General features: G+C 55.3%; 15 protein-coding genes. 7 read left to right on the forward strand and 8 right to left on the reverse strand.

The window, feature by feature from the left end; all coding sequences use genetic code 11:
- Positions 1-88: 88 nt before the first annotated feature.
- A complete protein-coding gene (locus KTT_RS06835) occupies positions 89-760 on the forward strand; it encodes an RNA polymerase sigma factor (protein WP_126595264.1) in 672 nt (223 codons plus the stop codon).
- Positions 757-1,986 (forward strand): hypothetical protein, encoded by a 1,230-nt coding sequence (locus tag KTT_RS36100; protein WP_160145693.1) that lies wholly within the window; start codon positions 757-759, stop codon positions 1,984-1,986. Before KTT_RS06835 ends, KTT_RS36100 begins: the two co-directional genes overlap by 4 nt.
- A 51-nt stretch (positions 1,987-2,037) precedes the next feature.
- Here KTT_RS36100 and KTT_RS06845 read toward each other — a convergent pair whose 3' ends face one another.
- From KTT_RS06845 to KTT_RS06865, 5 genes are all read right to left on the reverse strand, one after another.
- On the reverse strand, positions 2,038-2,973 hold the full coding sequence (locus tag KTT_RS06845; RefSeq protein WP_126595266.1) for an AraC family transcriptional regulator: 936 nt from the start codon (positions 2,971-2,973) through the stop codon (positions 2,038-2,040).
- An 18-nt stretch (positions 2,974-2,991) separates the two neighbouring features.
- Positions 2,992-3,741 carry a phytanoyl-CoA dioxygenase family protein gene (locus KTT_RS06850; RefSeq protein WP_126595267.1) on the reverse strand — a complete coding sequence of 250 codons (750 nt, stop codon included), beginning with the start codon at positions 3,739-3,741 and terminating at the stop codon, positions 2,992-2,994.
- Positions 3,742-3,932: 191 nt separating this feature from the next.
- Positions 3,933-5,090 carry a YncE family protein gene (locus tag KTT_RS06855; protein WP_126595268.1) on the reverse strand — a complete coding sequence of 386 codons (1,158 nt, stop codon included), beginning with the start codon at positions 5,088-5,090 and terminating at the stop codon, positions 3,933-3,935.
- 102 nt (positions 5,091-5,192) lie between these two features.
- Complete coding sequence (locus KTT_RS06860) at positions 5,193-6,323, reverse strand: WD40/YVTN/BNR-like repeat-containing protein (protein WP_126595269.1); 1,131 nt, start codon at positions 6,321-6,323, stop codon at positions 5,193-5,195.
- A gap of 37 nt (positions 6,324-6,360) precedes the next feature.
- Positions 6,361-8,295: a copper resistance protein CopC gene (locus KTT_RS06865; protein ID WP_126595270.1), complete on the reverse strand. Its 1,935-nt coding sequence runs from the start codon at positions 8,293-8,295 to the stop codon at positions 6,361-6,363.
- Positions 8,296-8,730: 435 nt separating this feature from the next.
- On the opposite strand from KTT_RS06865, the gene rnc reads away from it, so the two are divergent.
- Genes rnc through meaB form a run of 4 tightly spaced genes read left to right on the forward strand, consistent with a single transcriptional unit; the run spans position 8,731 to position 12,529 of the window.
- Positions 8,731-9,471: a ribonuclease III gene (gene rnc / locus KTT_RS06870; RefSeq protein WP_126595271.1), complete on the forward strand. Its 741-nt coding sequence runs from the start codon at positions 8,731-8,733 to the stop codon at positions 9,469-9,471.
- Complete coding sequence (locus tag KTT_RS06875) at positions 9,455-11,137, forward strand: N-6 DNA methylase family protein (protein WP_126595272.1); 1,683 nt, start codon at positions 9,455-9,457, stop codon at positions 11,135-11,137. Before rnc ends, KTT_RS06875 begins: the two co-directional genes overlap by 17 nt.
- On the forward strand, positions 11,130-11,561 hold the full coding sequence (locus KTT_RS06880; protein ID WP_126595273.1) for a cobalamin B12-binding domain-containing protein: 432 nt from the start codon (positions 11,130-11,132) through the stop codon (positions 11,559-11,561). The genes KTT_RS06875 and KTT_RS06880 overlap by 8 nt, the downstream gene beginning before the upstream one ends.
- Before the next feature lie 8 nt (positions 11,562-11,569).
- Positions 11,570-12,529, forward strand: coding sequence for a methylmalonyl Co-A mutase-associated GTPase MeaB (gene meaB / locus KTT_RS06885; RefSeq protein ID WP_126595274.1), 960 nt, complete (start codon positions 11,570-11,572; stop codon positions 12,527-12,529).
- A gap of 19 nt (positions 12,530-12,548) precedes the next feature.
- Here meaB and KTT_RS06890 read toward each other — a convergent pair whose 3' ends face one another.
- Complete coding sequence (locus tag KTT_RS06890) at positions 12,549-13,388, reverse strand: hypothetical protein (RefSeq protein WP_126595275.1); 840 nt, start codon at positions 13,386-13,388, stop codon at positions 12,549-12,551.
- Between the two features lie 527 nt (positions 13,389-13,915).
- Here KTT_RS06890 and KTT_RS06895 point away from each other — a divergent pair.
- Positions 13,916-15,358 (forward strand): DEAD/DEAH box helicase, encoded by a 1,443-nt coding sequence (locus KTT_RS06895; RefSeq protein WP_126595276.1) that lies wholly within the window; start codon positions 13,916-13,918, stop codon positions 15,356-15,358.
- 301 nt (positions 15,359-15,659) lie between these two features.
- Here the strand turns inward: KTT_RS06895 and KTT_RS06900 are convergent, their stop codons facing one another.
- Together KTT_RS06900 and KTT_RS06905 are read right to left on the reverse strand one after the other, a co-directional pair.
- Positions 15,660-17,318 carry a serine/threonine-protein kinase gene (locus tag KTT_RS06900; RefSeq protein ID WP_126595277.1) on the reverse strand — a complete coding sequence of 553 codons (1,659 nt, stop codon included), beginning with the start codon at positions 17,316-17,318 and terminating at the stop codon, positions 15,660-15,662.
- A gap of 20 nt (positions 17,319-17,338) precedes the next feature.
- The gene (locus tag KTT_RS06905) at positions 17,339-19,762 is read right to left on the reverse strand and encodes a protein kinase domain-containing protein (protein ID WP_126595278.1); all 2,424 of its coding nucleotides are present in this window, start codon (positions 19,760-19,762) and stop codon (positions 17,339-17,341) included.
- Positions 19,763-19,777: the final 15 nt, after the last annotated feature.

Genomic DNA, 19,777 nt, shown 5'->3' on the forward strand with positions numbered 1-19,777 from the left:
ATATAGAGGGAATGATAAATATTAAAGGATGAGACTGCATTATTGTAAGAAGGGCTACTTTATGTTTTTCAGGTCACGATCTCCTGACATGGCAAACTCAGACGGAGAGGCGCAGCAGCCTGCGTTTGAGCAAACCTTGTATCAGGCCAAACAAGGGGATGGAGATGCCATCAGTGCATTGTACCGGCAATTTCTTCCAGCCATCTTTGGTTATATTGCGGCACGGGTCCCCGAAAAATCACTGGCAGAAGATCTAACATCTGAAGTATTTTTAAAAATGATCGAAGGGCTACAACAGGTGCGGGCTACTAATGAGACCGGCTTCGCAGCCTGGTTGCTGCAGATCAGTCGCGTGACTATTGCTGGCTATTATCGTGGGCAAGCCAGGCAACCAGAACCCGTTTCATTGACGCCAATGGATAAGGATGCTACGTGGCATGACGGCATTGGCGAACTACCAGACAACCATCCAGCGACGGATCCGGTGTACCAGTTCGAGCAACGCGATGAATGGAGGAGCGTCGTACAGGCCATGAATACATTGACCGAAGAGCAACGCCAGGTGATTGTCGGGCGGCTGATCATCGGTTACGATGTGGCAACGGTAGCAGAAATGATTGGGAAAAAAGCCAACGCGGTCAAAGCGCTTCAATTTCGCGCATTGCAGAGTCTCCAGCGAGCTCTCAATCCACAGCCAAAAACAAAACAGGCCAAAAAGCAGCACCCTGGCAAGTGGCAGCATCAGGAGGTCAAACCATGAAGTCGCAATCAGAACGCCTCAACGAACGATTGGAGGAACAACTTCAAGCCAGGCGGAGCACGGCGATATCAGGTAAACAGCATACCCGCGCAACCTCCAGAGATGACGAGGAGATCAATGATTTATTGGAGATCGCGCAATATCTCCAGTCAACACCTCATACACAGGTAGACAACCAGTTCGCCCAACGCCTGGAGAGGCGCATCCGCGCACATGCTATCCATATCCAGCAAAAGCGCGCCAGCCGGCCCTGGTGGCAAAGGCTATTCGTGTTACGCAAGCAGATCGCGGTGGCGAGCTTAGCTATCTGTCTGCTACTAGGTGCAGGAACTGTCGCAATAGCGGCCCAAACAGCTCCCCCTTCCAGCCCTCTTTACTTGATAAAAAACCTGGAGCACAAAGCCCGGCAAGCATTGGCGCCCTCCCAACTTGACAAGGCAGAGCAGATTCAGCAGGGTATACGTAATCAGCTCAAGGTTTTGAAGACGCTTGCCAATCCAGCGCAAGAAAAAGCCTATAATCATGAACTGCTCAGTCTGGAGCACCAGTTGCATTTAGCATCTCAGCTCATTGATGAGATTTCAGATCCAAATGATCGCAACCATGCAAATAACGAATTGAGCAGGCTGAAAATGGAGGTCAATGCGACCCTGCACGATCTGCTCCCCATGCTCAACCACTCAGAACAGCTGGCAACGACAAATGAACTCAATTATCAGGGAGCGCAAGTTCTTCATCTGAAGAACGCAACCGTCATGATCTCAACATCACCACATCCACAGGCGACCATTACCATTACAGGAGAAAGCTTTCAACCAGGCGCGCAGTTGTTCATCAACAATCAATTGCAGCCTGCTACCGGCATGCTCCAAAACGGAGTATATATCTTCACGCTAGATTGGAATGGTGAGCAACAGCCCGTCACGATAGCCCTGCGCAATCCTGATGACACTCTGGCACAGACAACCATGATCACGTTCTCAACCGATGGCACATCCAATGAAAATAGGAATCCAGAAAAAAGTGGGAACGGTGACAATGGCAGCAGCAATGGCCAGGGTAGCAGCAACGGGGGCAGTAATAGCGATGGCGGCGGTAATAGCGATGGCGGTAGTGGTAGCCATAGTAGTAGTAACGGCAGCGGTAGCGGCAACAGTAATGGTAACGGCAATGGCAATGGAGGAGGAAAAACCGACACGGCATCATCGAAATCGCATCACAAATGAAGCCAGGTAGGATGTCGGTAATCGCTAGTTCCCACTGAAAAGATTAGATATCTAGAGAAAAGTCGTACCGCCATGCTGGCGGAAGGCCGCCGGTGTCAAACCTTTACGGCGTCGGAAAAGGGTAATGAAGTACCGAACGTCAGGATAGCCGACGGTCAGGGCCACCTCTTTGACCGGCAACTGACGATCGAGCAGGAGTTGGGCCGCGATGTCCAGGCGCAACGTTGTCAGATATGACATGATGGTTTCACCCATCACTTTCTGGAACAGGCGGCTGGTGTGGCGCTCGCTCAGATGCACCTGGGCCGCCAGATCACGGATAGAGATGGGACGCCAGTAATTGTCGCGCAGATAGCGCTCAATCATCTGGGCGACCGCCTGGTCGGGCTGACGCGAAACGGGTTGTTCGGACCGGGTCAGGGCCTCCTCATCCACCGCTGCCCTGGCAGTATCGACCAGCAGCTTGCAGACCAGGCCATTAATAATATGTGGGTAGCCTGGATGCCGGGCCGCTACCTCCTCGGTTAATAGCTCCAGGGTACGCAGCATAGAAGAGGTACGCCTGCTCACAACGCACGGCGAAGACATAAAAGCCGTGAGCAGATTATCTATGGACTGATTCTTCCCTGACGCATCGCTCAGAGCGGCATCCTGCGCGCCTGGCGTCAGGGTATAGGTCCAGAAATAGATACCAAGAGGTTGCGCCTCCGCAGAAATGATCTCATGGCTCACACCGGGACGCGCGATAAACACATCGCCATTACCGACGGTATACATTTCCGATCCGACGCGGAACTGACCCTCACCCGCGAAGGCATAGCAGACCTCAAAGCACGAATGCGTATGGAGATAGTTGCGCCAGTAGCGCGGCTCAAAGAAGCCCCAGCCCAGCATCTCGCTGGCAAAGCTCCCCAGATGGATAGACAGGGCCAGGTTATTCAGTTCCATGAAGCGCTGACGCGGGACAGACGCAGATATCTCCACCACAGTACAACCTTTACTACGCTAGTGAGCTTCCAGAGGATCAATACCGCGCAGCATCATCCCCTGTCCACGAGACTTATGGGTATCTACCGTCGGCGGATCCTGCGGATCGCGCATCTGAATGAGCAGGGTCGTCCGCGCCTCATTACTGACGTTGACACCGGAGCCATGGATCGTCAGATAGCTGAAGAACAGCACGTCGCCGGCCTCGGCGGCACAGGGCTGAGCAGATTCCAGTGGATACTGCTCCAGGGGGAGATGCCAGCTACCCTCGGCCTCGTGTGGCACGGGACCCAACTTGTGAGAGCCAGGCACGACGCGTACGCAGCCCTTTTCCAGGGGAGCATCATCAAAGTGCAGGATCGCCGCGATCATACTATGGTTTTGATGTGGAAAAAAAGGATGATCCTGGTGCATCGGGAAGGGAGATCCCTTCTCTGGCGGCTTCACAAACATCTTATTGTGATGTAGCTGCACGTTCGGACTACCGATAATATCGGCCGCGATCCCCGTAATGCGCTCGTCGACCAGCAAACGTGTGAAGGCCGCGGACTGAAATTGCACATCGTGGCAATGCAGGATTCTGGTCGCCATTGTCGCATTCGTGCGGGCGCTGCCCCAGGTAGCATCGATGTCATGATCACGAGATAGACGATCAACCAGGTTATGGCACTCCAGACGGTAGGCCGCAGCCTCCTCCTTCGACAATACCCCTTTGACCAGAATATAGCCATTCTCTCGATAAAACGCAAGCTGCTCTGCTGTAAGCATGTCGGTCCTCCCTGTCCAATAACACTATAGGTGAATAAGTAAGAACAAAACTCTATACAGATATTCTAAACAGCGGGTACCGAACGTACAAGAAAGGAGAAGGACAGAGTTGTTTGTAAAACGGACATGCTCACCCTGCCAAACATTTGTCCCAGGGTGAGCATAACCCTTAAGCACATTGAAGCGCAAGCTCAATACTCATCGGGCGGTGTAAGAGGCGTCTCCTCCTGTCCTTGACCAGCCTGCACCTCAACAGGCTGATTGGCGGCTGTCGCACCACGTGCTTTAGCATAGCGGCGGAACAGAAGAAAAGGCACAACCAGCAATAGCACAACGATCACATAGCCGAGAATATTGCCCAGTTTATCGACCAGACTGGCCTGCTGGGGTGTTGTACCCAGATTGGGTGGGTAGAGGCCAGTAATAATAAATTGTGGCGTCCCACCTGCGGGGATAGTCGCGGCCAGCTGCCGACCAGGAATATCATACATCGCCACATTCCCATTGCTTAAAGCCGCGAATCCCAGTTGACCATCGTTGGTAATTGCGATCGAACGCGGTGCGGCATCGAGTTTCAAGACATGGTTCGGCTCTTTGGGGATAGTAAAACCAGCATTCACGGGATTCAATACCACCAGCTGATTGTGCGTGCTATCAGGCACATATACCTCACCCGTAGTCTCATCAAAGTCCATTGGGCCATACGTTCCCCCTGAGAGGAGTGGAGAGACTTTGTGCGAACTGAGATCAATAGCCTGTAGCGATCCGGCGGCGGTGGTCGCATAGACGGTAGAACCTGGAGGGATCGAGAGGTAGCGTGGTCCCTGGGGTAGTGGAATGTTCGCCAGTTGCTGGCCACTCACGTCATCATACACATTCAGGGCTTTCTCGTTTGAGACCCACAGTTGCTCCCCGTTCTTGCCAGAGACGGCGGACCCTACGGCCGCGTACGCCAGACCATAGACGGGTCCAGTGGTTTCGATTTTGCGCTTAATGGTACAGTTCTCGGCATCTATAACAGTAACGGTTGGACCATTAGAACCACCCACATATAACGATTTAACATTGGGATCAAAGACCAGCAACGTCGGCGCTCCGGGAACGGAGGCGGCACAGACCTGATCACCCGTCCTGGCGGCGATAATAGCGATCTTGTTGAGCTGAGGTTGCGTCACATACAGGAAGCGCCCATCCTGGCTTAAGGCCACCAGGTGGGGATCGCCCGCTACCTTGATCGTTTTAGTGACCTTCTGCTGTCCCACATCAATCACCCCCACGCCGCCGGTGCTACCGGCGACGTAGGCCAGATTGGGGGCTCCCCCATCCGCGTGGACCACGGGCGTCCGCATAGCGCAGACGACCATAACCACTAGGGAAACAATAAGCAGCAAGCAACGCGCGCATATAGGGTTATCTTTACCAAACATGTCTTACCTGGCCTTTATTCTTCTCTATGCCTTCGGGGTTAACGATGTCCACGTGGGATTCTGCTGATCGAACTGGTAGACCGCGCATGGATAGGATAGCGACAGAAAGAGGCGAGATGATACCTGTGGATCCGGCACCAGGTTCTCCAGGTTGCCCTTGATCTGCGGCAGGGTCTTCCAGCTATGGCCACCATCCGTACTCTTGTAGATCATACGGCCAGTCTTGCCATACACCATCTCAGGCTGGTCAGGGACGGCAGTCAGAGCGCTGTAGCGTGCATCGGCATAGGCCATAGAAAAGCTCTTCCCACCATCCTTAGATACCATGATCCCCTGGTCACCGGAAGCATAGATCGGCTCCCGCGGGCCGCTGGTGGTCATATTATACACGGCAGAGGTGAAGTCCTTGATCGTCTGCCAGTGAGCACCACCATCGCTACTGCGCGCCGCTCCATCGTTACTGTATACCAGTAACTGTCCCGGCTGACCGGGTAGAGCCAGAATGCCCAGGATGCGCCCGAAGGGCAGTGGCCCCGGTGAGCTAAAGTGCTTGCCACCGTCCTGACTGACCACAAAACCGTTAGCGCCTTTGGTCGGCACATAGGCATAGAGCTCATTAGCTGAGCGGTTGCCCGCCACGATGGTATACATCTTCCCGGTATCGCTGGCTTTGGAGGCCGGCTGCCAGCTACTGCCACCGTCCGAACTGGCATACAGGCCAATGGTGCCCGTCTGGCTGCTGAGTGAGTGCTCCGCCAGCAGATAGACATGCTGACGATCCATAGGACTGCTGGTCAGCGACGAGGTCATCATATCACCCATGCCCTGGTTGGGGCCGGACCAGCTTTTGCCAGTATCGGCGGAGCGATAGAGGCCATAATGGGTGGCAACCAGCAGGACGTTGCCGGGTAGCGCCATCATGGCATGTACATGGTTCGCGGCCGTGCCAAATACATTGACCTTCTGCGCATCTGGCGTCGCCGTCGGCTGGATGCTGCCATCTAACGCTGAACACGCGCTCAACAGCAGCAACAGGGTCAGGATACAAAACAATTGGACAGGTAAATATAGCCAGCGCCGACTGTCAGCAGGCGCGTCATCTCTACGGACTTCAGCTTCATCGTTGCATGAAACTGAACATGTGTTTCTACTCATCCCTACATCCTCAATATCAAATTCTCACTACCCCAACTTAGAACGCGGTAGTGATATCGACAGTTCCACTATGCAAGGTATCCTGGGGCGTCCGAATCTCAACTCGTAGCTGCCAGTGACCCCCCATATTCAAATCTCCCTGGGCCGTAAAATGCCCCTTCCCATCGGGCTGTAAATTCACAGAATCGGTCCCCATATCCATATCCAGCATCGAGATATAAACGGATACGCCAATGTTGGTGGCAGGCTTTCCCTTACTATCGCGCACACTGACCGTAAAGACGTTGGTACCCAGGCGATTGGGAGAAACGGTCAGATCGATAGTATACTGATGATCTTTAGTGGGGAATGTGCCATGATACGGCTTCACCACACCGACCTGCTGCGCCGCCGGCTGATTGGGGATCGCCGGCGACAGGCTACCGGCAAACACATTCATCAACCCTGTGCACACCAGTACAGCCACGCCGAGCACAGGTTCCCAGCGCAGAACCGTCGTAAGGCGCCGGGACTGCCGTCCGACTGTACGCTCAAGCTGCTTAACCTCTGGCGCCGATGCCAGTGGCAGCTGCCCACCATCTTCCTCACTTGCCTCCGGTTGAGTCACAGCACTATCATATTGGGCGGCAACCTTCTTCAAGCGAGGGCGATAGATCAGAACATGGATCGCGCTGGTGACGAGTAGCGCCACCACCAGCAATGTCTTAATCGATAGCGAGCGGCCATAAGCGGTGGTAATCAACTGGGCAAACGAGTCCATGTGCACGACCGCATTAAATGGTCCGCTGACGGCCATAATTACAACACCCGCCAGCGCCAGCGGTGAAAAGCGTCCCAGCGTCGATATTAGCACATGAACGCGATCAGACAGCGAGTCGCGGCGCAATCCCGGCAGGTAGACCAGCGAGAGGTAGATCATCCCCCCGACCCATAGTGAGGCGGCCAGCAGGTGCAACCAGTCACTCAGAATAGCTAACGTCTGCACATTGCCGGTCACGGCCGCCGCGTGGCTCGAGAGGGTTACAGCCGTTAGCAAGGCCAGACCGAGCAGCAGGTTGAGCCAGGATAAGATGCTATCCATGACCCGTGGGCGCTCACGTACTACCATGCTAAAAATGGCCAGCACCAGGGCAATCACAACCACCCCCAGACGCAGGATCAAGAACGAGCCGAAGCGGCTATGGAACAGAAGCTCCTGGAACGTGGTGGGCGACAGCGCCTGGCCCAGATTACCACTTGAGAGATCGAGGCCCTGCCCTATTAACACACCTATATTAGCCAGTAAAAGCAACAGCAACGTTGGGAAGGCGAAGACACACTCAAAACGATCGGCGGCACGCTGATCGGCGGTACGCAGTTCAGCATCCTCTGTATCGTTGAGCTGCAACACAAAAGAATGCCAGAGCTGGGCACCAACCCAGAACACCACGCACAGATCCACCAGCGTGATCATCAAAAAGCTAAAGAACGAGGTGGTATCTAGCTGTCCACTGGCCGCGCTGGAGGTACCACCCAATACGCCCGTACCTGGTGCGACCTTACCTGTTGACTGGGGCACCGTCCCATCGGCCGCGGCCACACTAAAACGCACCGAGCCACGCAAGACATGTCCATCATCAGCCGACTGGGTACGCCAGACCACGACATAAACACCGGGTGGCAGGTTGGCTGGTAATGAAACGATCATCTCACGAGGATCACTGCTGGTAACATGGGCATCTTTGGAATCCACCTGCGTATTGGATGCGTTCACAACCTCCATGGTACTGGAGGTTGGATTCAGGTCTTCACTGAACCACGCCTTGAACTGGTCGGGTGGTGTGGTAAGTACAGCATCTTTGCCGGGATCTGACCTGAGCAAGATGGCATGGGCCTCAGCTGGCAAAGCAGAGAAAAAGAGTAGGAGCATGACAAGGGGAAAAGCCAGTCCAAGCATGCGTCCCATAGTACGGAAACGGCGCAAATAAAACATAGAAAAAACCTTTATCTTAGCGGATGATGAGCGCGAGCAGTCCTGTCCATTGCATACAAATATCGCTGGATACACATCTTTATACAGTTTGTATGCACTCCTCACCCCTGATTTTATTATAGGCGGCAGCAAAGAATAGCATACATACTAACAATTACAGGTAGATGCCATTTCGTCGCAACGTCTTTTTGGTGCTGCGACTCTTTTCGTATTATAGCGCACCCAACTGAAGAAAGCTCAAGGGTATGTATGCGATCGAAGCCGGGACAAGCCCGGCACGGGTCGCCTGTCGGCTCCAAAGCGGGGGCAAGCCCGGCACAGGGTCGCCTGCCGGCTCCAAAGCCGGGGCAAGCCCGGCACCTACGGTAGGGGGGATATCGGGAGCGTAAGGGTCTTACTCGACGCTCTTCCTATAACTGAGATATAATAAGAAATATGAATGACGCAGATCTCGTAGACAATCTTACTGCGCTGGAATCATTACTCCAGGTTACGTTTCATGATCGGACCCTTTTGCGCCGGGCAATTACACATCATTCGTGCTGCCCGGATACGGCGGTGCACGATTCATACGACACGCTGGAGTTTCTGGGTGATGCCATTATCAGCGCCCACGTGGTCGAATACATTTACCGTACCCATCCCGATGCCTCGGAAGGAGAGATGACGGCGGTAAAATCAGAGGTGGTCAGCCGCCGTGTGCTGGCACAGGTCGGCCAGCAATTGGGGCTTTTCCCGTTTATCTGCGTCGATATCGCCAATCTGCGTACATTCAACGAGCGTTCTCGCGATTCCCTCTGCGCCGACGTGCTGGAAGCGATTGTGGGCGCGATCCATATCGATCAGGGAACAGAGGTCGCGCGCGAGTTTGTCACCCGTACGGTTTTCCCCATGATAGAGTTAGTCAGCACGCACGCCATCGATACCAATCCCAAAGGACGTTTACAAAAAGTAGTTCTACAGCGCACGGGTCATTTACCCCGCTATCGCGTGCTTGAGCAGAGCGGCCGCCATAATGATCGCGTGTTTCTGGTTGGAGTATTTGAGCAAGAGCAGCTTATAGCAACGGGGAAGGCATCCAGCATTAAAGAGGCCGGACGCTTAGCCGCCCGCGAAGCCCTGCAACTGCTGCAAAAGAAAGATAAACGCTCGTCCGCCGATGACACAACAGCATGATCTTCTACATTGGTATGAGGCCAGCCTGCCACAGCGAGAGCGCAAATTGCGTGGGCACTTTTCGACACCCCCGCAGTTGGTGGAGCAGGTGCTTGACGCGTGTGGCTATACACCTGACGCCAACCTTTCAGGGATCCGCGTGCTGGACCCGGCCTGCGGGAGTGGTAATTTTTTAGCCGCCGCCAGTCGCCGATTACTCGGCTATGGGAGGCAGACCGGCGTCTCCGCACGCACCTCGGCCAGATATATCCATCACAACATCTGGGGCTTCGATCCCGATCCCATCGCCTGTATGCTGGCCGAACTTCAGCTGCACGAGACCTTCAGGGATAACTACCCTCGTAGCCGGGCGTTGCGGCATCTGCACATTCACCAGGCCGATGGGCTGGCCTTTCCCTGGCAGCAAGGCGGGCACGTCGATCTCTTCCTGGCCAATCCTCCCTACCTGGCCGCCAAAAACAATGATCTAAGCGGCTATCGCTCGACCCACCAGCGCGGGCAGGCCGATAGCTATCTTCTCTTTCTCAACCTGGCCCTGCAGATAGTGCGGCCCGGTGGCTGGATCGGACTGGTGCTGCCCGATCCGGTGCTGGCCCGCAGCAACGCAACCTTAGAACGACAGCGCCTGCTAACCGAGACGACCATTCATCACATCTGGCACCTGGCCGATGTGTTCGCCGCCTATGTAGGCGCGGTCGTCATCGTCGCGCAGAAGACACCGCCGCTGGTTCATCACCAGATCAGCTGGAAACGGGAACGCTGGATCGATACGGCGGCGACGCGGGCAGTGAGCAAGGATAATCTGCCACTACAGGTGATGACCACCGTATCGCAGCAGCAGCTCGGTCAGCAGCCGGGAGCCGAGCTACGCTACTTGCTCAGCACTATCAAAGGGACTCTTATTGAACGCCTGCAGCAGCAACTACACATGCAGATCGATCCACAGGCGCCGCGCAACCTGGCCTGCCTGGGAGAATATGTGGTGATCAGGCGCGGTGAAGAGCTGGGCAAGGACAGCGCACTACTCAAAAGTAGCGCCTCCCATCCTGATGACCTGAAATGGTATCCAGTCCTGCGCGGTGGTATCGATATTCACCCCTATGTGGTACCGACAGCGACGTGCTGGATCGCGCGTGAACAGATTCTGAAGCCACTGCATCGCTACCAGGCGCCAAAGATTCTGCTGGTCAAAAGCGCCGGGCGTCTGCAGGCCACCCTTGATGTACAGGGGCACGTGGTACTGCAGACCCTCTACATGTTGCAACCGGTCGTCAATTCAACCAGCCAGCCGGAATTTAGCGAGGAAGATGAGCTCTACTTCTTGATGGCGCTGCTCAACTCGCGCATCCTGCAGGACTATCTCTACGCCCTGCACACCGCCTACAAATGGGTACAGCCCCAGATTGAGCAGCACGTCCTGGCGCAATTACCCATACCTGCCCGGGCGGCACACGCGGAAAAAGAGCAGATCATCGCCAGGGCCAGGCTCTTAATGCATGCTTGCAGCAAATCATCCTCCGTTGTAGAATTGAAAGCACAAAGCTACGAGCTGTATGAAGAACAGGAGCGAGCGATTTGCGCGCTCTACGAAAGAGCTCTCCAGCAGAGGCAGGTACCAGACTCGCCTCGCGACGCTATTGACGAAGGAGTCAGTTTGTATGGTTGAGAATCAGGCAACTCGCCACATCCGTGTCCTGGTAGCCAAACCGGGACTTGATGGACACGATCGGGGCGCAAAGATTATCGCCCGGGCCCTGCGCGACGCAGGCATGGAAGTTATTTATACCGGTATTCGCCAGACGCCAGAAATGATCGTGGAAGCCGCTATTCAAGAGGATGTCGATGCGATCTTATTAAGCATTTTATCAGGCGCCCACATGGCCCTGTTCCCCAAAATTATGGAGCTGCTCAAGCAGAATAATGTTGACGACGTGCTGATCGCTGCCGGTGGAATCTTGCCCGATGAAGATATTCCAGCCATTAAAAATATGGGTATCAAGGGCTGCTTTGGACCCGGCACATCGACAGAAGAGATTATCACTTTTGTGCGCGAAAATATCCAGGCCGAACGCCTGACCGTAGAAGTATAGGAGCGGGCGTGAAAGACATCGTTAAACGCCTGCTACAAGGAGATCGCCGCGCGCTGGCGCGCATGGTTACACTGATTGAGAACGAGCTACCCCAGGCCCACACGTACCTGGCTGAACTGCATCAGCATAGTGGAAAAGCCCATATCGTCGGCGTAACTGGCTCGCCAGGCGCTGGTAAAAGCACGCTGGTTACACGTATGGTACGCGAGCTACGCCAGCAGGACCGTAAAGTCGGGATCATCGCGGTCGACCCCAGCAGTCCATTCAGCGGCGGCGCCATCCTGGGCGATCGCATCCGCATGATGGAACTGGCTGGAGATCCCAATGTCTTTATTCGCAGCATGGCCAGCCGCGGCCACCTGGGTGGACTCTCTACAGCCACCCGCGACGTGGTGCGAGCCATGGATGCCGCTGGCTATGATCCCATCATCATCGAAACGGTCGGCACCGGCCAGGCCGAGGTTGAGATCATGCGCACAGCCCAGACGGTCCTGGTGACAATAGCGCCAGGCATGGGCGATGATATCCAGGCCATTAAGGCCGGTATACTTGAGATCGCCGATATTTTTGTGGTCAGCAAAGCCGATAAACCGGGCGCCGACCAGACGGCGGCCGAGCTTACTATGCTTCTGAGCCTGGACCCCAATCGCCGTCAATCCGCCTGGCGCATTCCTGTCATCAAAACCTCCTCGCTGAAAGAACAGGGAATTCCTGAGCTGATCAGCGCCATACAGAAACACCATGGCTATCTGAAGGAAAGCGGCATGCTGACGCAGAGGGCGCAGCGCCAGATCCACAGTGAGATTCAGAATCTGATCCTGCAATCGGTCGCCAAAACCCTGCAGGCTGCCGTGGGCGAAGAGGAATGGAACACGTTAATCGAGAACGTTACAAACCGTGAAAGCGACCCGTACAGTGTGGCCGCGGCTCTCCAGGAGCGCATCGGCCTCCAGCATCCCATCCCTTAGTCACCGAACAGCGTTGGTGCTAGTTATAGAAATCTTTGCTAGCACCAAACACTTCTATCTCCAGTTGATGCTCATAGATCTGCTGCTTCTCAAACCATAAGAAAGGGTTTTCGCTCTCGTTGATATCGTCCAACACGTTAACGCAGTAGGTCAGGCTCTCGTCAAATTGCGGCTCTGGCGCCAGCGAGAAGTCGCGAAAATATAGCTCGTGCGCGTATTCCGCCCTCACATTGACCATCGCGAACAACCACGTCCCCGGCTCAATCTGATCGCGCAACCCGGCAGGAAAAACATCTAAAGGCATGCGAATACGCTGATAGCGGTCCCAGTAATCAATCGACACATCCACATACTGTTCGCCGGCCACTCCCTCCATATGCTCGACGCCCACCATCACCCGATAGGGGATACGCGACTCGGGGATATGTCCCTGCAGTTCACTGACGCATAGATCGAGGTAGTGACGCAGCGTCGAAAAGTCGAACTCGCTCAGGTGCAGGACGACCGGTAGCTTATCGCGCCAGCGCCGAATCGAAGAATGCTGATCAATTTCTAAATACTGGGTCACAAGCAAGGTTGGAATGCCCACATCATAGAGGGCGGCCGCCAGTTCGGCCCCGTAAAACTGTGGCGCGCCGTATGGACTCAGGCGATGCGAGCAGATGGCGGCCTGCGCGTGCTCCTGAATAAAAGCCACGATCTCGGGGATGGTCCGCATCTCTTCAGGCACAAGCACAGTAGCAAATCCAGCGATCTCCGCGTCCCAGTAGGGAAGGGCTTCTTCGGGTCCAGAGGATGGGCTATCGACGATCGCGATGGTTTTGATTTTGTAGGAGAGAAATTTGCTTAAAGTTTGCATACAGGACAACCTCCGCCACATTTCTTACCATAAAAATATCACAATGTATTTCACTACAGGATAATACTATAATATATGCTTTAATTCAATAGTCTCTATACATATGTCTGGAGTTTGTTTTTATGGGGCAGTTGAGCGCCTCCTTTCGCGCGAGCGCATGCGCTCGCGCGTGTTGTGTGATGTGTGCTGGGGTGCGCACCGCGCACCCCAGCACACATCCATGTTGGCGTGGGCGCGGGTTCACCTCCGATTATCATGGTTGACGTGGGTGCGGAATCCCCTCGGATTATCACCGTCGCCATAGGTTCGGACCTCGCGTCCGATTATCACCGTCGCCATAGGTTCGGACCTCGCGTCCGATTATCACCGTCGCCATAGGTTCGGACCTCGCGTCCGATTATCACCGTCGCCATAGGTTCGGACCTCGCGTCCGATTATCACCGTCGCCATAGGTTCGGACCTCGCGTCCGATTATTATGGTTGCCAATTACGGGCCGGGCAAATAGAATGTTTATGTGAAGAGGAGCATGGGCAATATTTTTTATGTGCAGGAGATTGTTTTGAGAGAGACGGTTATTGATCAGCGGGGGCGCGATCTGGCAATTATTCCGCCGCCGGAGATAGCGGGGATGGGGCGCCAGGAGATGATCGAGGCTCTGTTTGGGGCGCATCTGTCGCTGGAGATTACGCAGGGGATGGAGTGGGATAAACGGGGACAGTGTTTACGCAGCCTGCCTATGCATTTGACCCCCGTCAAACAGGCCCTGCAGCAGCAACAGACCCCCTTTAGGATCGCCTTTGACGAACGGCCAGCCTTGCCGTTTAAGACAAAGCTGGCGATGGAGGCGCGACCGTATCAGCAGGATGCCCTGCAGGCGTGGCTGGCACAGCAGCGGGGGGTTGTCGTGCTACCGACCGGCGCGGGCAAGACGTTTGTGGCCGCGATGACCATTCATGAGACCGGACTGTGGACGCTGGCTGTGGTGCCAACCATCGATCTGCTTCAGCAGTGGCGGATGGCGCTGGCCGCGGTCCTATCCATATCAGTGGAAGAGATAGGGATGTTCGGAGGTGGAGAAAAAGATCTCAAGCCGATTACGATCATCACCTATGACTCGGCGGCTCTGTATCCGCGAGAGCTACGCCAGTTCGGTCTACTGGTCTTCGATGAATGCCATCACCTGCCTGCCCCGACCTATCGTCTGATCGCCGAGAGCGCCTTTACGCCATTGCGGCTGGGACTCAGCGCGACGCCGGAGCGCAGCGATATGGCGCATATGGAGTTGGAAGAGTTGATCGGCCCGGAGGTGTATCGCCGTTCACCCGCCGAACTGACCGAGGGGCGCTTCCTGGCCCAGTATCAGGAAAAGGTCATCGACATCGCGCTGTCCGAAGAGGATCAGGAACGCTACGCGGAACAGAGACGCCTCTATCGTTCTTTTCTGCAGCGGCGGCGTATCGTGATCCGCAACCCGGAGGATTTTCAGCAGAAGATCATCTATATGAGCGCCCGTGATCCCGAAGCGCGCGAGGCGATGCTGGCCTGGCGGGAAGCACGCAACATCGCCATGAATGCCCCGGCAAAGTACACGGAGATCGAGCGCCTGCTGCGAGAGCATGGCAGCGACCAGGTGATCCTCTTTTCAGAATATAACAACGTGGTTGATGAGATCAGCCGCCGCTTCTGCATTCCCAGCATCACCTACAAAACGCCAACCGAGGAGCGACGACTGATATTGGAACGCTTCCGCAGTGGCGAATATACCAAGCTGGCCACGGGCCGCGTCTTAAACGAGGGGGTAGATGTCCCTGATTGCCGCGTCGCCATCATTGTCAGCGGCAACAGCACCAAACGCGAATACATCCAGCGCCTGGGCCGCATCCTGCGCCCCAAAGTTGGCCAGGCCCTACTATATGAACTCGTCACCGGCAACACCACCGAAGAACAGATAGCTAAACGCCGCCGATGAGAGTATCATCGGCGGCGTGGGGAACGCAGGCGTCCCCATTTTTTGTTTAGAAGTGATGCGGCAAGGGTGCGAGGACGTACCCTTGCCGCATCACTTCTAAACAAAGGCTTGAGCAGCTCAGCGGCGCGCGTGTGCCCCTTCCACACCACCTCTAAACAAAGGCTTAAGCACCTGCGGTATGCAGGAATCATTTATTCATTGGTGCATCGGGGGTGCGGATGAGCCCCCGATGCACCAATGAATAAAAATAGTGTGGCCGCGTAGCGGACGCCTGTGCGGGAGCACTCATGCTGGGCAGCACTCAGATACAGGGGGAAGAGTTTACGTTTTGGGGACAGGCTTTGATCTCAAAGGTCGCGCCACCCGATGGTGAAAGCTGGGCATAATAGAGACGGGAGCTCATATCTATAGCCGGGACAAGGATATGAGAATTGGAAGCATCCTCCAGCGTAATCAAGAAGAGGGCGTGAGGCGTCACCAGGTTGGTCACCTTATTATCCGACAGGATACCGCTGCGTATCTGCTTCTGTCGGGCTTCCAGTCGCCAGTGCGGAATATAGCTCTCGTTAGCGGGAGCATCAATCCAGGCGTAATATACCTTCCCTCCTGGGGGGTCAGGCACGTTCTGCATGGTGATCTGTAATTGATCGTAGTGACTGGACCCCAGGCTATAGCTAAATTGCACCGATCCATGGGGAATGGGTGGGGCGGACGACGGTGACGGCGGCCATAGGCGAGCGGCGATCCCCACAATGAGTAGCACTATAATCAGGCCAGCGATCGCCGTCAGCCAGCGTGGATGGCTCAGGAACGATCGTGCTGGACGCGAGGGAACCGCTATGGTTGGCGAACTGGCGGCCTGAATCAACGCGGGCGCCATGTGCGCCAGAGTGGGCAGGGCATGAATTTCATCCGTATGGGCCACCGGGCTGGCGCCACGCGACTGCCTGTCTATAGCTGGCGTAGCCAGGGTGGCAGGTGGCGTCTCGGCTATCAGTGGTCGATCCACTGGCGTCAGTGGAACATAAGAAAGGGAGATGGCGGCATGCGCTGGCATGGTGCGCAGATTCTGGATCAGTGGCTCCGGAGCAGGTAAGTTAAATGATTCTGCCAGTGCGATCACCATTTCAGACGCGCTGCCAAAGCGGTCCTCGGGCTTCTTGGCGATGCTTTTTAAGATAACCGCGGAAGTCGCCTCGCTGATAGCCTCATTCAGTAGCTCGGGAGGTGTGGGCGCCTGATTCACGTGCTGCATAAGCACGTTCATCATGCTATCACCGCGAAATGGCGGAATGCCTGTCAACATCTCGTACAGGATAATACCGAGCGAATAGAGATCGCTCCGCTTCTCATCATAACTCCCGAGCGCCTGTTCAGGCGCCACATAGAGCGGCGTCCCCACCACACTGCCGACGACAGTGCCACCCGAGATCCCCTGGCGGCGCGCGATGCCAAAATCGGTGATGATGGGCACGCCCAACGCTCGCTGCCTGGTGTCTCGCTGGTCCAATAGAATATTAGCCGGCTTGATGTCACGATGAATCATACCACGGTTATGGGCATAATCGATAGCCTGCGCCAGCGCCGAAAACAGATAAAGGATATCCTCGTGAGGCGGAAACCGGCCCAGTTTGGAGGTTACAGCCAGGTACTGCGCCAGCGTCTGCCCCTCGACATAGTCCATGACCATGTAGAATAACGGCGGCTCACCAGGTTTCTCCTCAATGGCAAAGTTATGGATATTGATGATATTGGGATGACGCAGGGATGCGATCAATCTAGCTTCGCCCTGGAAGCGCGCGACGAAGCCAGCCGAATGGCGCCAGTTGGACAACAGGAATTTGATAGCCACGATACGCTGTAGATGGGTATCCATGGCCTTCCATACCTCGCCCATGCCACCAGACGCGATGCGTTCAAGCAGTTGGTACTGCCCAAGGTAACGTGGTTCTGTCCCCATACATGCCACTCCCAAGAATGTTAAAGGTGCGCGGGCATCTTTTTGGTCAGTGTAAAGGTAGCCAGTTGCTGAATATCCTGGTGGACCTGGGTCACCCCAGGATGGACCTGATTGGTGACCGGATCAAGCTTGCCGATATAGGCATACGTCGTCAGGGTCACCATATCGTCCAGCATACGACCCGCCTCCGCCTGCTTCAGCTGGTCTGGTGTACTATTGAAGAGCTTGACCGCGTCCTGACGCACCGTTCGCAGCCAGGAATTGACGTTCTGCAGCGCATCAATGATATGGGCAGTCCGCTGACGCGTCTCTGGTGTAATGTCTCCGGCCTTGGCTACCTGAGCCACGTGGAACTGCACATGATCCGTATAGCCTGGCGGATTGGTCTTGTTAAAATCTCCCCCCTGATGGGCAGGATCGACCGTGAGCAGTCCAACGGTAGCGGCGACCGGATCGGCCATCACTGGTGTGTTAGCCGGCATATCCACATGCACATTCTTCAGACCATCCAGGTAATCTAACTCACTGATAAACTGGTTGCGCATCAAGCCAATCTCGGAGCTATTAGTTTGCGCCCCATGCCAGTTATCGCGCGCGCTTACCGACCACTCCAGCAGCTTCTCGGTATTTTTAAACAGCCAGTTATCCAGCCCTCCGGGCAGGCCAAGCACGCTGATATCGACCTCGTTATAGAATAGATGGCGGATATGGATCAAGGCACTGAACGCGGCCGCATCCTGCGCGATAGGTTGCTGTGGCAGGACTGCGTAGTACTTCCATTGAGCCGGATCTTTCGATGGGGCGGCGTTGGCGCTATTGGCATCCTCCTCAGTAATCAACAAACGACTGGTCGACGACAACAGGTTATCGTGGTGAGCGTCGCCCGGATAGAGATAGTGGATGCGACCGTTCTGTATCGGCAGACTTTTGGTCAACAGCAGCGGTGGAGTAATCGGCAATGGACCGGTCAGATCATCACGCCGCATAGGATCTGTATCACCCAGCAGCCAGGCATGATAGCTCTTACCCGCCTGGGGAGGTGGCACATTAGGCACATCAATCTGTAGCTGATCCGCGATTCCCCGCGCGCTATCCATCGCTGTCTGGCCGCTACTGACATAGAAGGCTTGCCCATCCGTCTGGGCTGACAGAGTCGCGTACGACGGCCAGATCAGGAAAGCGGTCACCCCCCCTGCGATCAGCAGCACAAGCAAGATCACAGTGCCTATCAGGTAAGTGGAAGACACACTTCGGCGAGCAGCGGACGGTCGATTCCCAGCAGGAAAAACCGGGGGTGGACTGATGCCAACGGTTGGCGTGGGTGCGGGCTGTACCGCCGGCGCCGTTGGAGCAGTTTTGGGCACGGCCGCCAGGGTCATAGATTCAGCCGCGTCGGCATAACCTCCAGAAGATGCCGCCTGGCCTGAGGGAGATGAAATTCGCGTCTGCTCACCGGTGCCCGAGTTCACAAAGCGCATCGAGTCCGTGCTCGAGGATGCTGAGCGGGTAGCATCCAATACCTCTATCGTCGTCGGTTGTCCCAGAATTTCGGGGACCGTGACGTTTAGCGCCCGCGCAATAGCGACCGTCATCTCCGAGGCGCTGGCGTAGCGCTCCTCGGGATTCTTAGCAATGCTGCGTTTGATAACCTGTACCAGGGCGGGTGGAATATTAGGGTTGATCATGGTGGGAGAGATCGGCGTCGCATGCACATGCTGCATGATCACTTCCACAGGGGTATCGCCTCGGAACGGAAGCACGCCAGTCACCATTTCATACAGGATAATGCCCAGAGAATAGAGATCACTGCGCCCATCGCCCTGCAGCCCCCGGGCCTGTTCCGGTGATATGTAAAGCGGTGTCCCCAGTTGTACACCACTCTGGGTATTGGTCAATGAGCTAAGCAGTTTGGCCACACCGAAATCGGTCAAGATCGGCTCGCCCATTGGATTGCGCGCGGTATTGCGCTTATCCAGCAAAATGTTGGCCGGCTTGATGTCGCGATGGATCATGCCCTTGCTATGGGCATAGTCGATCGCCAGACTAATCGAGGTAAAGAGATTCACGATCCGATCCGGCGCGGGCACCTTGCCCACGCTGGATGTCTCATAGATGTACTCAGCCAGCGTCTGTCCCTCGACATAATCCATCACCATATAAGCCAGAGGAAAATACGTTGGCGCCCCCGAGACGGGCGGCTGATAGATTTGAAAATCATGAATCTGCACAATATTCGGATGGTGCAGGGCAGCGATCAACTGCGCCTCGCGTTGGAAGCGGGCGATAAAATTTGGATCATCGCGCAAATTTGGGTGCAGCATCTTGATCGCCACATAGCGCTGCAGCTGGGTATCCAACGCCTTCCACACCTCGGCCACCCCACCATGGCCCAGACGTTCAATAAGTTCGTATTTATCCAGACGCTGAGGAAGAGCACTATTCATGTATACCAACCCACA

Origin of the sequence: Dictyobacter aurantiacus (assembly GCF_003967515.1) — a bacterium.
GTDB classification, from domain to species: domain Bacteria; phylum Chloroflexota; class Ktedonobacteria; order Ktedonobacterales; family Ktedonobacteraceae; genus Dictyobacter; species Dictyobacter aurantiacus.